The sequence below is a fragment of the Pseudomonas sp. AU12215 genome (genome assembly GCF_001675465.2).
Taxonomy (GTDB): domain Bacteria; phylum Pseudomonadota; class Gammaproteobacteria; order Pseudomonadales; family Pseudomonadaceae; genus Pseudomonas; species Pseudomonas nitroreducens.
In genome coordinates, this window is the sequence record NZ_MACM02000166.1 from 19805 (window position 1) to 32147 (window position 12343).

The 12343-nt window shown below is 64.1% G+C and carries 11 protein-coding genes; all 11 read right to left on the minus strand.

Features of this window, described 5'->3' with window-relative positions; all coding sequences use genetic code 11:
• Window positions 1–143 precede the first annotated feature (143 nt).
• A complete protein-coding gene (gene argR, locus A9513_RS27415) occupies window positions 144–1127 on the minus strand; it encodes a transcriptional regulator ArgR (RefSeq protein WP_038803320.1) in 984 nt (327 codons plus the stop codon).
• Window positions 1128–1164: 37 nt separating this feature from the next.
• Window positions 1165–1929 carry an arginine/ornithine transport ATP-binding protein AotP gene (gene aotP / locus A9513_RS27420; protein WP_024766334.1) on the minus strand — a complete coding sequence of 255 codons (765 nt, stop codon included), beginning with the start codon at window positions 1927–1929 and terminating at the stop codon, window positions 1165–1167.
• A gap of 17 nt (window positions 1930–1946) precedes the next feature.
• Complete coding sequence (locus tag A9513_RS27425; protein WP_038803319.1) at window positions 1947–3059, minus strand: succinylglutamate desuccinylase/aspartoacylase family protein; 1113 nt, start codon at window positions 3057–3059, stop codon at window positions 1947–1949.
• 10 nt (window positions 3060–3069) lie between these two features.
• A complete protein-coding gene (locus tag A9513_RS27430; RefSeq protein ID WP_024766332.1) occupies window positions 3070–3768 on the minus strand; it encodes an ABC transporter permease in 699 nt (232 codons plus the stop codon).
• Between the two features lie 16 nt (window positions 3769–3784).
• Window positions 3785–4474 (minus strand): ABC transporter permease, encoded by a 690-nt coding sequence (locus A9513_RS27435; RefSeq protein ID WP_065327874.1) that lies wholly within the window; start codon window positions 4472–4474, stop codon window positions 3785–3787.
• A 140-nt stretch (window positions 4475–4614) separates the two neighbouring features.
• Window positions 4615–5394 (minus strand): ABC transporter substrate-binding protein, encoded by a 780-nt coding sequence (locus A9513_RS27440; RefSeq protein WP_024766330.1) that lies wholly within the window; start codon window positions 5392–5394, stop codon window positions 4615–4617.
• A gap of 571 nt (window positions 5395–5965) precedes the next feature.
• Entirely contained in the window at window positions 5966–7921 is a 1956-nt protein-coding gene (gene acs, locus A9513_RS27445; protein ID WP_065327875.1) for an acetate--CoA ligase, read from the minus strand.
• Window positions 7922–8071: 150 nt separating this feature from the next.
• A complete protein-coding gene (dctM, locus tag A9513_RS27450) occupies window positions 8072–9352 on the minus strand; it encodes a C4-dicarboxylate TRAP transporter large permease protein DctM (protein WP_038803318.1) in 1281 nt (426 codons plus the stop codon).
• On the minus strand, window positions 9349–9987 hold the full coding sequence (locus tag A9513_RS27455; RefSeq protein WP_065327876.1) for a TRAP transporter small permease: 639 nt from the start codon (window positions 9985–9987) through the stop codon (window positions 9349–9351). Before A9513_RS27455 ends, dctM begins: the two co-directional genes overlap by 4 nt.
• Window positions 9988–10032: 45 nt before the next feature.
• Complete coding sequence (locus A9513_RS27460) at window positions 10033–11064, minus strand: TRAP transporter substrate-binding protein (RefSeq protein WP_024766327.1); 1032 nt, start codon at window positions 11062–11064, stop codon at window positions 10033–10035.
• A 204-nt stretch (window positions 11065–11268) separates the two neighbouring features.
• Window positions 11269–12216 carry a LysR family transcriptional regulator gene (locus tag A9513_RS27465; protein ID WP_024766326.1) on the minus strand — a complete coding sequence of 316 codons (948 nt, stop codon included), beginning with the start codon at window positions 12214–12216 and terminating at the stop codon, window positions 11269–11271.
• Window positions 12217–12343 lie beyond the last annotated feature (127 nt).

A 12343-nucleotide genomic window follows, 5' to 3' on the forward strand; every position in this document is an offset into this window, starting at 1 on the left:
GAGCTTGCTCGCGAACCGCATGACGCCAACGTATCCGGCGAGAGAGTCGTAGGGCGCATAACGCGCCAGCGTTATCCGCCGTGCCCGGAACGGCGGATAACCTGTTCCAGGTTATTCGCCCTACGGCGCTACAGAATGAGCCGTCAACCGCGCTCGGCGACCACCGGAGCGGCTTCGGCGGCGCCCTGGCCGCGGCGCTGGTTGCGGTCTTCGCGCGGGGTCACGCCGAAGAAGTTGCGGTAGGCGCTGGAGAAGTGCGGGCCGCTGGAGAAGCCGCAGGACAAGCCGATCTGGATGATCGACTTGCTGGTCTGCATGAGCATCTGCCGCGCGCGGTTCAGGCGCAGCTCCAGGTAGTACTGGCTGGGCACGCGGGTCAGGTACTGCTTGAAGATGCGCTCCAGCTGGCGGCGCGAGACGCACACGTGCTGGGCGATCTCGTCGGTAGTCAGCGGCTCCTCGATGTTCGCCTCCATCAGCAGCACCGCCTGGGTGAGCTTCGGGTGGCTGGAGCCGAGGCGGTTCTTCAGCGGGATACGCTGGCGCTCGGAGCCTTCGCGGATGCGCTCCACCACCAGCTCTTCGGAAACCGCGCCTGCCAGTTCCGCACCGTGGTCGCGGGACAGCACGGCCAGCAGCAGGTCGAGCACCGCCATGCCGCCGCAGGCGCTCAGGCGGTCGCGATCCCACTCGAACAGGTGATTGGTGGCGATGACCTTCGGGTAACGCTCGGTGAAGTCGTCGTGCCAGCGCCAGTGCACGGCGGCGCGGTAACCATCGAGCAGGCCCAGCTGCGCCAGCGGGTAGATGCCGGCGGACAGCGCGCCGATGCTCACGCCACTGCGCGACAGCTGCTTGAGCACGGCGCCCAGCGGCGCGGAGACCGTCTGGGGAATCTCGTCAGCGACCAGGAAAATACGCTGGCACTGTTCCAGCACACCGTTCCAGGACTGCCCCGGCAGGCGCCAGCCGTCCGCTTCGGCCACCGGTTCGGCACTCATGAACACTGGTTCGTAGAGCGCTTCAGGGTGCAGCCGGCGGGCGACCCGCAGGGCCTCCTCGGCCAGCGCGAGGGTCAGCGCCCGCGTGTGCGGCCAGAGCAGGAATCCGATGCGTTGTGCGGTCATGCGGCAGGTTCACCCAACGGTGCGAATAACAGACAGCTTACTTCAAGCTGCCGGAAAGGAACTGCTTGAGCCGTTCCGATTGCGGATTGGCGAGGACTTCCCTCGGGCAGCCCGTCTCTTCCACCAGGCCCTTGTGCAGGAACACCAGCTGGTTGGAGACCTCGCGGGCGAAGCCCATCTCATGAGTCACCACCACCATGGTGCGGCCTTCCTGCGCCAGGTCCTGCATGACCTTCAGCACTTCGCCAACCAGCTCGGGGTCGAGCGCCGAGGTCGGCTCGTCGAACAGCATCACTTCCGGCTCGACCGCAAGGGCACGGGCAATCGCCACGCGCTGCTGCTCGCCGCCGGACATGTGTGCGGGATAGGCATCCTTGCGGTGCGCCACGCCGACTTTCGCCAGGTAGTGCTCGGCCTTCTCCAGCGCCTCTTTCTTCGACACGCCGAGCACATGGACCGGCGCTTCGATGACGTTCTCCAGGGCGCTCATGTGCGACCACAGGTTGAAGTGCTGGAACACCATCGACAGGCGCGAGCGCATGCGCTGCAGCTGCTTGGCGTCGGCGGCCTTGAGCGCACCGTCCTTGTTCGGGGTGAGCTTGAGCTCTTCGCCGTTGAGCAGGATCTTGCCGGCGTGGGGCTGCTCCAGCAGGTTGATGCAGCGCAGGAAGGTGCTCTTGCCCGAGCCGGAGGAGCCGATGATGCTGATCACGTCGCCTGCCTTGGCCGCCATGGAGACGCCCTTGAGCACTTCGTGGGTGCCATAGCGCTTGTGCAGGTCCTGGATTTCAAGTTTGTACATGGTGTCGGTTCTCGAATTCAGTCGTTGATCAGCCGGCCCTTGCGGAACGGCTCACGCCCGGCCACCTTGGCCAGCCAAAGCCCTGGCTGGGCATAGCGCCCACGCTCGATGGCGAACAGCACGCCGGAGGTTCCGGCACGTACAGTGCTGACCTTGTCGTTCAGCGGGTCGACCACTTCGAACAGCGCGTCGCCCTTCTCCACCCACTCCCCCGCCTTGCGCAGGTAGCTCACGACACCGACGTGGGGCGCGTAGAGGTATTCGGTACCTTCGAAGGGCATGCCTTCGCAGCACTCGGCCGGGGCCGCCGGCCAGTCGCCGGCGATCAGGCCCTGCTCGGCCAGGAAGCCGAGGATGGCTTCGCAATTGTCCTGCGCCTGGTCGACGCGGGTATCGCCTACGCCGCCCAGCTCGACGGTGGTCGCCAGGCACGCCAGCGGAATCGCCGCCTGCGGGAATGCTTGCGCCAGGCGCAGCCAGGGCAGCGAGCAGGATTCATCAAAGGAACTGCCACCGGAGTCTTCGGCGAGCAGCGCCACGCCGGCCTTCAGGCGCGCGGCCAGGGACTTCCAGCGCGGCCAGTGCTGCGGGATCGCGTAGACATGGATGACGGCATCGAAGTCGCAGTGCAGGTCGAGTACGACCTCGGCATCACAGGCGTGGCGCAGCAGGATGCGCTGCATGCCCTGCAGCTCGGACGAGGCCGGCGGCAGCGCGTCGAGGCCGTCGCGCATGGCCTGGCGGATCAGCTCGACGTTGGCGGCTTCGTCAGCGCCCAGCTTTTCGCCGACACGCTCGGCAACCAGAGCGCTCAGCTCGACGAAATCGCGGTTGAAGTTCTTCCCGCTGGCGAACTCGAAACGGCCCAGGTGGCTGGCCTGCAGGGTCTGGCCCAGGCCGATGGGGTTGGCTACCGGCACCAGTTCGACAACGCAGTTCAGTTGCCCGCGCGACTCGAGGTCGGCCAGGCGCTGCTTGAGTTCCCAGGCAGTGCGCATGCCCGGCAACTCGTCGGCGTGCAGGCTGGACTGGATATAGACCTTGCGCGGGCCCTTGCCGTAGCGGAACACGCTCAGGCGGCGCTCACTGCCCAGGCTGCTCCACGGTAGCGGATGATCGATACGTTCCACAGTCGTTTCCTCAGTGCTTGCGCGGCGCGAGATAGGCCAGCCAGCGGCGCTCGGCCAGCTTGAACAGGCGCACCAGGGTGAAGGTCATGATCAGGTAGAAGATGCCGGCGGTGATGAACGCCTCGAACGGCAGGTAGTACTGCGAGTACACGGTGCGCGCGGCGCCGGTGATATCCACCAGGGTGACGATGGACGCCAGGCTGGTGGTCTGCAGCATCATGATCACTTCGTTGCTGTACTGCGGCAGCGCGCGGCGCAGCGCCGAGGGCAGCAGGATGCGGCGATACATCTTCAGGCGCGACATGCCCATGGCCTTGGCCGCTTCGATTTCGCCATGCGGCGTGGCGCGAATGCTGCCGGCGAGGATCTCGGCGGTGTAGGCGCTGGTGTTGATGGCGAACGCGGCGCAGGCGCAGAAGGTGGCGTTGGACAACAGCGGCCACATCGCGCTTTCACGCACGAACTCGAACTGCGCCAGACCGTAGTAGATGAGGAACAGCTGCACCAGCATCGGGGTGCCGCGGATCACGTAGGTGTAGAGCCACGCGGGCAGGTTCACCGCCGGGTTCTTCGAGCAGCGCATCAGCGCCAGCGGCACCGCCGCCACGAGGCCGAAGAACAGCGAGATCGCCAGCAGCTTGAGGGTCACCAGCAGGCCACTGAAGTAGAGCGGCAGGCTGTCCCAGATGACGGAGAAGTCGAATATCACGATGGCGTCCTCTGACTCAAAGCTCGGCAACTTTCACGCCGACCGAATAGCGGCGTTCGAGCATGCGCAGCAGCACCAGGGAAACGCTGGTGACCACCAGGTACAACGCCGCCACGGCGAGGAAGTAGGTGAAGGGTTCGCGGGTGGCGTCCGAGGCCTGCTTCGCCTTGAACATCATGTCCTGCAGGCCGACCACGGAGATCAGCGCGGTGGCCTTGACCAGCACCAGCCAGTTGTTGGTGAAGCCCGGAATGGCCAGGCGGATCATCTGCGGTACCTGAATGCGGAAGAACACCTGAAGCCCGCTCATGCCGTAGGCGAAGCCGGCCTCGCCCTGCCCTTTCGGGATGGCCATGAAGGCGCCACGGAAGGTCTCGGAGAGGTACGCGCCGAAGATGAAGCCCAGGGTGCCGACACCGGAGGCGAACGGGTTGAGGTCGATGTAGTCGTCATAGCCGACCATCGGCGCGACCCAGTTCACCGCGGCCTGGCCGCCGTAGAAGATCAGCAGGATCAGCACCAGGTCCGGTACGCCGCGGATCACGGTGGAATAGAGGTCGCCGCACCAGGCCAGCCATTTCACCGGCGACAGGCGGATGGCCGCACCGAGCAGACCCAGCGCGATCGCCAGCGCCATCGACAGCAGGGAGAGCTGAAGCGTCAGCCAGGCACCATCGACGATGGTGGCTCCGTAGCCATTGAGCATAATTTCCTACCTCATGAAACCGGACGCCGCCCGCAACGACACGGACGCTCAGGGCGAGCGCCATTGCAGGCTCACCCCCAATAAAAAAGTGGCACAAACTTCAGGGTCAGGCCTGGGTTTGCGCCACTTCCGGACGTGGATCAGTTCTCGCCGTAGACGTCGAACTTGAAGTACTTGTCCTGTACTTCCTTGTACTTGCCGTTGGCACGGATGCCGGCGATGGCCGCGTTGAATTTCTCGGCCAGGGCGGTATCGCCCTTGCGCACGGCGATGCCGGCGCCACCACCGAAGTACTTCGGATCGTTGTATTCCGGACCTACGAAGGCGTAGCCCTTGCCGGCGTCGGTTTTCAGGAAGCCGTCGTCGAGGTTGACCGAGTCGGCCATGGTCGCGTCGATGCGGCCGGAGACCAGGTCCATGTTGGCTTCGTTCTGCGAGTTGTAGCGCACCACTTCGATGCCGGCCGGGGCCAGGACGTCGGTGGCGTAGCGGTCGTGGGTGGAGGCGCGCAGCACACCGACCTTCTTGCCCTTCAGGTCGACCAGCGGGTCATTCAGGGTCACGCCTGCCTTCATCACGAAGCGCGCAGGGGTGTGGTAGTACTTGTTGGTGAAGTCGACGGACTTCTTGCGCTCGTCGGTGATGGTCATCGACGAGAGGATGGCGTCGATCTTGCGAACCTTCAGCGCCGGGATCAGGCCATCGAACTCCTGCTCGACCCAGGTGCACTTGACCTTCATCTCTTCGCACAGGGCGTTGCCGATATCCACGTCGAAACCGGCGAGCTTGCCATCGGGCGTCTTGAAGGAGAAAGGCGGATAACCGGCTTCGATGCCGATGCGGACCGGCTTGTCGTCAGCGTGGGCAACCAGGGAAAGCGCGGACAGGGCCAGCGCACCGAGAAGTGCAAACTTCTTCATCAGTAACTCCTTCGAGGGTAGGACTTCGATTGGCAGGAGAAAGGGGTTGGCCCAGGCTGCCCGTGCAGAAGTGAAGGTTATTGTTCGTCTGCGCATTGCCGGCGCGATTCTTGTGAAAAGCGCGCCTACCGGGGTGAGCGGCATTCTAGCGACAGCCCCGAAGCGGTTATTTCTTCAATGCGACAACTAATTATAGAAGCGCCGGAGACAGAGCCCCGGCGGCTTGACGGCGCGGATTTTACGTGATCTTAAAGCGGGGAGTAAAACCTAATTTACTTGCAGTTATTGGGCCATAAACACCCATACCCTGACACTGCGCGGGGTGCGCGATATTGACTCATTCCGCACTGACAGAAAAGACACTCCCAAGCTGTGCGAATTGTTTCCTGACGCCTCATTTTGTTGCAGGGAAATGTTACCGGTGGGCAGGAAGCACACTGTAGGAGCGAGCTGGCGCGCGAACCGGATTGGCTCGGCGTCATGCGTTCGCGAGCAAGCTCGCTCCTACGAAAAGCCAAAACGCAGAAATGAAAACGCCCCGGCAAGCGGGGCGTTTTCATCGGCTGGCAGATCAGGCCGCGCGCATGGCCTGGTGCGTGTCGATCAGGTGCTGTACCACACCTGGATCGGCCAGGGTGGAGATATCTCCCAGGGTGTCGTACTCGGCCGTGGCGATCTTGCGCAGTATGCGGCGCATGATCTTGCCCGAGCGGGTCTTCGGCAGGCCGGGCGCCCACTGGATCACGTCCGGGGTAGCGATCGGGCCGATCTCCTTGCGTACCCAGGCCTTGAGCTCCTGGCGCAATTGCTCGCTGGATTCCTCGCCGGCATTCAGGGTGACGTAGACATAGATGCCTTGTCCCTTGATGTCGTGCGGTACGCCAACCACCGCGGCTTCGGCGACTTTCGGGTGGGCGACCAGCGCGCTCTCGATCTCGGCGGTGCCCATGCGGTGGCCGGAGACGTTCAGCACGTCATCGACGCGACCGGTGATCCAGTAATAGCCGTCCTCGTCGCGACGAGCACCGTCGCCTGTGAAGTACATGCCCTTGAAGGTCTTGAAGTAGGTGTCCACGTAGCGGTCGTGGTCGCCGTAGAGGGTACGCGCCTGGCCCGGCCAGGAATCGAGGATCACCAGGTTGCCCTCGGTGGCCCCTTCCAGGATGTTGCCCAGGTTGTCCACCAGCGCCGGCACCACGCCGAAGAACGGCTTGGCGGCGGAGCCCGGCTTCAGGCCGTGGGCGCCCGGCAGCGGTGTCATCAGGCAGGCACCCGTTTCGGTCTGCCACCAGGTGTCGACGATCGGGCAGCGCGACTGGCCGACAGTCTCGTAGTACCACTGCCAGGCTTCCGGGTTGATCGGCTCGCCGACCGACCCCAGCAGGCGCAGGCTGGAGCCGTCGGCGCCTTCGACTGCCGCCTTTCCCTCGGCCATCATGGCGCGGATGGCGGTCGGTGCGGTGTAGAGGATGTTGACCTTGTGCTTGTCGACGATCTTCGCCACGCGGGAGATGTCCGGGTAGTTCGGCACACCCTCGAACAGCACGGTGGTCGCGCCGTTGGCCAGCGGGCCGTAGACGACATAGGTGTGGCCGGTGACCCAGCCGATGTCGGCGGTGCACCAGAAGACCTCGCCCGGACGGTAGTCGAACACGCGCTCATGGGTCAGCGAGGCGTAGACCAGATAGCCGCCGGTGGTGTGCAGCACGCCCTTGGGTTTGCCGGTGGAGCCGGAGGTGTAGAGGATGAACAGCGGATCCTCGGCGCCCATTTCCTTCGGCGCGCAGGTGGTGCCGGCGACCTTCATCAGGTCCTCGAACCACACGTCGCGGTGCTGGTTCCACTTGATGTTCGAACCGGTGCGCTTGCAGACGATGATCTTCTGCACGCTGTTGGTTTCCGGGTTGGTCAGCGCGTCGTCGACGTTGGCCTTGAGCGGGGTCTTCTTGCCGCCGCGCAGACCTTCGTCGGCGGTGATCACTACCTTGGAACGGCAGTCGATGATGCGCCCGGCCAGTGCTTCGGGGGAGAAGCCGCCGAATACCACGGAGTGGATCGCACCGATGCGGGCGCAGGCCAGCATGGCGACCACGGCTTCCGGGATCATCGGCATGTAGATGGTCACCACGTCGCCACGGTGCACGTCCTGGCCACGCAGGGCGTTGGCGAACTTGCAGACCTGCTCGTGCAGTTCGCGGTAGGTGATTTCCTTGTGCTCGGAAGGATCGTCGCCTTCCCAGATGATGGCGAGTTGGTCGCCGCGCTCGGCCAGGTGACGGTCGAGGCAGTTGTAGGAGAGGTTCAGGGTGCCGTCGGCAAACCACTTGATGTCGACGTGATGGTCGTCGAACGAGGTCTGCTTGACCTTGGTGAACGGCTTGATCCAGTCGATGCGCTGGGCCTGTTCGCGCCAGAAGCCGTCGGGGTTGACCACCGACTGCTGGTACAGCTTCTTGTAGGTGGCCTCGTCGGTCAGAGTGGTCGCGGCCACTTCGGGACGCACGGGGTACACGGATGCCGCTGTCATGGCGTTTTACCTCGGTGAAGAGTGTTGTTTTTGTTGCCCTAAGTTGTAACGGCGACACCCTTCCCCGAACCATACGACCATGGTCTTACCAATCCTTAGTCGTAGTGATGGGCCCCATAACTCCTACTGCCATGGGGCCGCGACAACCTGTCACATGCCCAGCGCGTGCGGCAGCGCCAGCGAGATGTAGGGCACGTAGGTCACCAGGATCAGGAACAGCAGCAGGATCATCAGCCACGGCAGCGCGGCGCGGATGGTCGAGCCCAGCGGCAGGCCGGTGACCGCCGAGGTGACGAACAGGTTGAGCCCCACTGGCGGGTGCACCAGGCCGATCTCCATGTTCACCACCATGACTATTCCCAGGTGGATCGGGTCGATCCCCAGGCGCATGGCGATGGGGAAGAAGATCGGCGCCAGGATCAGCACGATGGCCGACGGCTCCATGAAGCTGCCGGCTACCAGCAGCACGATGTTGACCATCAGCAGGAAGCCGATTGGCGTCAGCCCCTCCTGCATCACCCACTCGGTGATCTGCTGGGGAATCTGCTCGGTGGTCAGCACGTGGGCGAAGAGCATGGCGTTGGCGATGATGAACATCAGCATGATGCTCAGCCGCCCCGACTCCACCAGCACCTTGGGGCAGTCGCGCAGGCGCATGTCCTTGTAGACGAACAGCGCGACGAAGGCCGAGTAGACCGCCGCCACCGCCGCCGCCTCGGTTGGCGTGAACAGGCCGGAGTAGATGCCGCCGAGGATGATCACCAGCAGCAGCAACCCCCAGCCGGCACGGCGTGCAGCGGCCAGCCATTCGCGCAGGCTGGCGCGCGGTTGTGCCGGGAGATTCTTCACCCGCGCGACGATGTAGATCACCACCATCAGGATCACGCCCAGCAGCAGGCCCGGCACCACGCCGGCGACGAACAGCTTGCCCACCGAAGTCTCGGTGGCGGCGGAGTACACCACCATGACGATCGACGGCGGGATCAGGATGCCCAGGGTCCCGGCATTGCAGATGATCCCGGCGCCGAACTCGCGCGGGTAGCCCGAGCGCACCATCCCAGCCACGGCAATCGAACCCACCGCCGCCACCGTTGCCGGCGACGAACCAGACAACGCGGCGAACAGCATGCACGCCAGCACTGCGGCAATCGCCAGGCCGCCACGGATGTGGCCGACGCAGGCGTTGGCGAAATCGATCAGCCGGCGCGCCACGCCACCGGTGGTCATGAAGGCGCCGGAGAGCAGGAAGAACGGAATCGCCAGCAGCGTGTAGGCCTCGGAGGTCTCGAACAGCTTGATCGCCAGCGAGCGCACCGAGTCCGGGCTGAACAGCAGGATCGTCAGCGCCCCGGAAAGCCCCAGGGAAATGGCTATGGGCACGCCGATGAACATGAAGACGAACAGCAGGAGGAACAGCATCATCACGGTCATGGACGATTCTCCGCGGCTTCTTCGCCAGCCAGTTTCGAGGCCTCCGCAGCCTCGTCGGCAAGGCCCAGGCCGAGCTGGCGGCCGCGCAACAGGTTGACGAGGATTTCCAGGTAACGCAGGAGCACCAGGCCGAAGCCGACGGGCACGATCACCGCGATGTAGGCCTGGAGGATGCCGAAGTGGTCGAGGTCTTCGGCGCCGATGCCGGCGATGAACAACGTCTTAACCCAGTCGAAGCTCGCGACCATGAACAGCCCGGCATAACCCAGGCAGCAGAGGCAGGCGAGCACACCGATGAACCGCTGCAGCGGACGCGGCGCCAGCTTCACCAGCGCATCCACGCCCAGGTGGCCGGCGGTGCGCACGCCATAAGCGATGCCGAAGAAGATCAGCCAGCCGAACAGCGCCTTGGTCAGGGCGTTGCTCCAGGACATGTCCTGGGCGACGCCGAGGATGGCGTCACCGATGGCGTAAAACACTCCTTGCAGCGAGGGCACGCGGTCGCCCAGGTCATAGAACAGGGTGAAGACGTTGGTCATCACCACGTAGACGAAGGTCACCAGCGTCATGGCCGCCAGCAGGAAGGCGATGGCGCCCTCCTCGAAGTGGTTCCAGACGCGCACGAGTCGATTCATGGAATAAGCTCCAGAAAGCCCCGCCATCCGGCGGAGCCGGACGGATCAATGGGGGCGGTTGGAGGCTTCGGCGGCCTGGAGAAAATCGGCGCCGACGTTGTCGCGGAATTTCTGCCACACCGGCTGCATCGCCTCGCGCCAATCGGCGCGCTGCTGCGCGGTAAGCGTGTGGATCTCGCTGCCGCCGCTGGCGAGGATGCGCTGGCGGGCGTCACGGTTCAGGCGCTCGGCTTCCAGGTTCACCTGCACGGTGACCTCGGCCATGATCTTCTGCAGCTGGGCGCGGATGTCCCGCGGCAGGCCATTCCAGAAGGTCGCGTTGGTGATCACCATGTAATCCACCAGCCCATGGTTGGACTCGGTGAAGTACTTCTGCACCTCGTTGACCTTCTGGCTCTCGTAGTTCGACCAGGTGTTCTCGGTGCCATTCACCACACCGGTCTGCAGGCCCTGGTAGACCTCGGCGAAGGACATCTTGCGGGAGATGGCACGTAGCGTGCGGAACTGCTCGTTGAGCACATCCGAGGCCTGCACGCGGAACTTCAGCCCCCGCGCATCGCCCGGCTCCAGCAACAAGCGGTTGGCCGACAGCTGCTTCATCCCGTTGTGCCAATAGGCCAGGCCAAGGATGCCCTTGCCCTGCATGCTGGTCAGCAGGCTCTGGCCCTGCGGGCTGCGCTGGAAATTGTCGACAGCCTGGATGTCGTCGAAGAGGAATGGCAGGTCGAATATCTGCACCTTCTTGGTGTACTGCTCGAACTTGGCCAGAGACGGCGCGAGCATCTGCACGTCACCCAGCAGCAGTGCTTCCATCTCCTTGCCGTCGCCGAACAGCGAGGAGTTCGGGTAGACCTCCACGCGCACCCGGCCGGGCAGGCGCTCTTCGGCCAGGCGCTTGAACATCAGCGCACCCTGCCCCTTGGGCGTGTTCTCCGCGACCACGTGGGCGAACTTGATCACTATGGGTTCATGGATAGTCGGATCATTGGCAGTTTGCGGTTCATCGGCAGCCTGCGTGGCAGTAGCGCAGGCCAACGCCAGGACGGCGAGCATCGCCCGCCCCATGGTTCCAAACATCGCGTCACCCTCAATTTGTTCTTGTGCTTGCGAGGTGAGCCTGGCGGCAGGCTCGCAGGGAGACTGACGTAAATGTTGGCGTTCGGAGAATTCATCTTTTCCCAAAGCAGCGTTCGCCAGAGCGGAACGCAAAAAGCAAAAAGAGGCGCCCGGCAGATGCCGGGCGCGAAAAGATTCAGAAGCTCAAGTCTGCGAGATGACGCGTCAGCCGGTTACCCGCGTCCGGTGGTCGAGCATCATCCGCTCGTGCTCTTCGAGCATGCCCGGCACGCAGTCACGGAGGAACTCCACCCAGGTACGGATTTTCGCATCGAGGTACTGACGCGACGGATACAGCGCATAGACGTTGAGGTGGAACAGGCTGTAGTCCGGCAGCACGCGCACCAGGCTGCCGTCCTTCAGGCCCTGCACGGCGGAGTACACCGGCAGCGCACCGATGCCCATGCCGGCGCGTACCGCTTCGGTCATCGCGTCAGCGGTGTTGACCTGGAAGTGGCTATGGTTGATGCCGACCATTTCCTGGCCGTCGGGACCATCGAACAGCCACTTGTCCAGCGACATCACCGAATTCACCAGGCGCAGGCAGCGGTGATCGGTGAGCTCTGCGAGCTTCTTGGGCATGCCGTGCCGCGCCACGTACTCGGGGGATGCGCAGAGCACGCTGTAGGTCTTGCCGATGCGCTTGGAAACGAAGCCCGAATCCGGCAGCTCCTGGGCGATGACCACGGAGATGTCGTAGCCCTCGTCGAGGATGTCGGTGATACGGTTGGCCAGCGTCAGGTCGAAGGTGACCTCCGGATAGATCTCGCAGTATTGCGAGATTGCGCGGATCAGGTAGTGCTGGCCGATACCGGTCATGGCATGCACCTTCACCTTGCCGTGGGGCCGGGCGTGGGCGTCGCCCGCCTCGGCCTCGGCCTCCTCGATGTAGCCGAGGATCTGCTGGCAGCGCTGCAGGTAGCGCTGGCCGGCTTCGGTGAGCGCGATGCGGCGGGTGGTGCGGTGCAGCAATCGGGTGCGCAGGTGCGCTTCGAGTTTGGCCACCGTCCGCGAAACGTAGGCGGTGGTGAGGTCCATGCGCTGGGCGGCGGCAGTGAAGCTGCCGGTCTCGGCGACACAGACGAAAGCACGCATGTTGTGCAGCAGGTCCATCATTTCTCCTGAAGAGCCTGTCCCGGCGCCACGGCGGGCGGCCTCTGCAACGGCGCTCGACCGAGCAACGCCTTGTTACAGATTCATGACAGGCGGCGAATTGTCGCACAGGTGCGGCGCAGGGATT

Coding starts and splice junctions, on each gene's coding strand:
- argR (WP_038803320.1), bottom strand. CDS start 1,127: ATGACCGCACAACGCATCGGATTCCTGCTCTGGCCGCACACGCGGGCG.
- aotP (WP_024766334.1), bottom strand. CDS start 1,929: ATGTACAAACTTGAAATCCAGGACCTGCACAAGCGCTATGGCACCCAC.
- A9513_RS27435 (WP_065327874.1), bottom strand. CDS start 4,474: ATGCTCAATGGCTACGGAGCCACCATCGTCGATGGTGCCTGGCTGACG.
- A9513_RS27440 (WP_024766330.1), bottom strand. CDS start 5,394: ATGAAGAAGTTTGCACTTCTCGGTGCGCTGGCCCTGTCCGCGCTTTCC.
- acs (WP_065327875.1), bottom strand. CDS start 7,921: ATGACAGCGGCATCCGTGTACCCCGTGCGTCCCGAAGTGGCCGCGACC.
- dctM (WP_038803318.1), bottom strand. CDS start 9,352: ATGACCGTGATGATGCTGTTCCTCCTGCTGTTCGTCTTCATGTTCATC.
- A9513_RS27455 (WP_065327876.1), bottom strand. CDS start 9,987: ATGAATCGACTCGTGCGCGTCTGGAACCACTTCGAGGAGGGCGCCATC.
- A9513_RS27460 (WP_024766327.1), bottom strand. CDS start 11,064: ATGTTTGGAACCATGGGGCGGGCGATGCTCGCCGTCCTGGCGTTGGCC.
- A9513_RS27465 (WP_024766326.1), bottom strand. CDS start 12,216: ATGGACCTGCTGCACAACATGCGTGCTTTCGTCTGTGTCGCCGAGACC.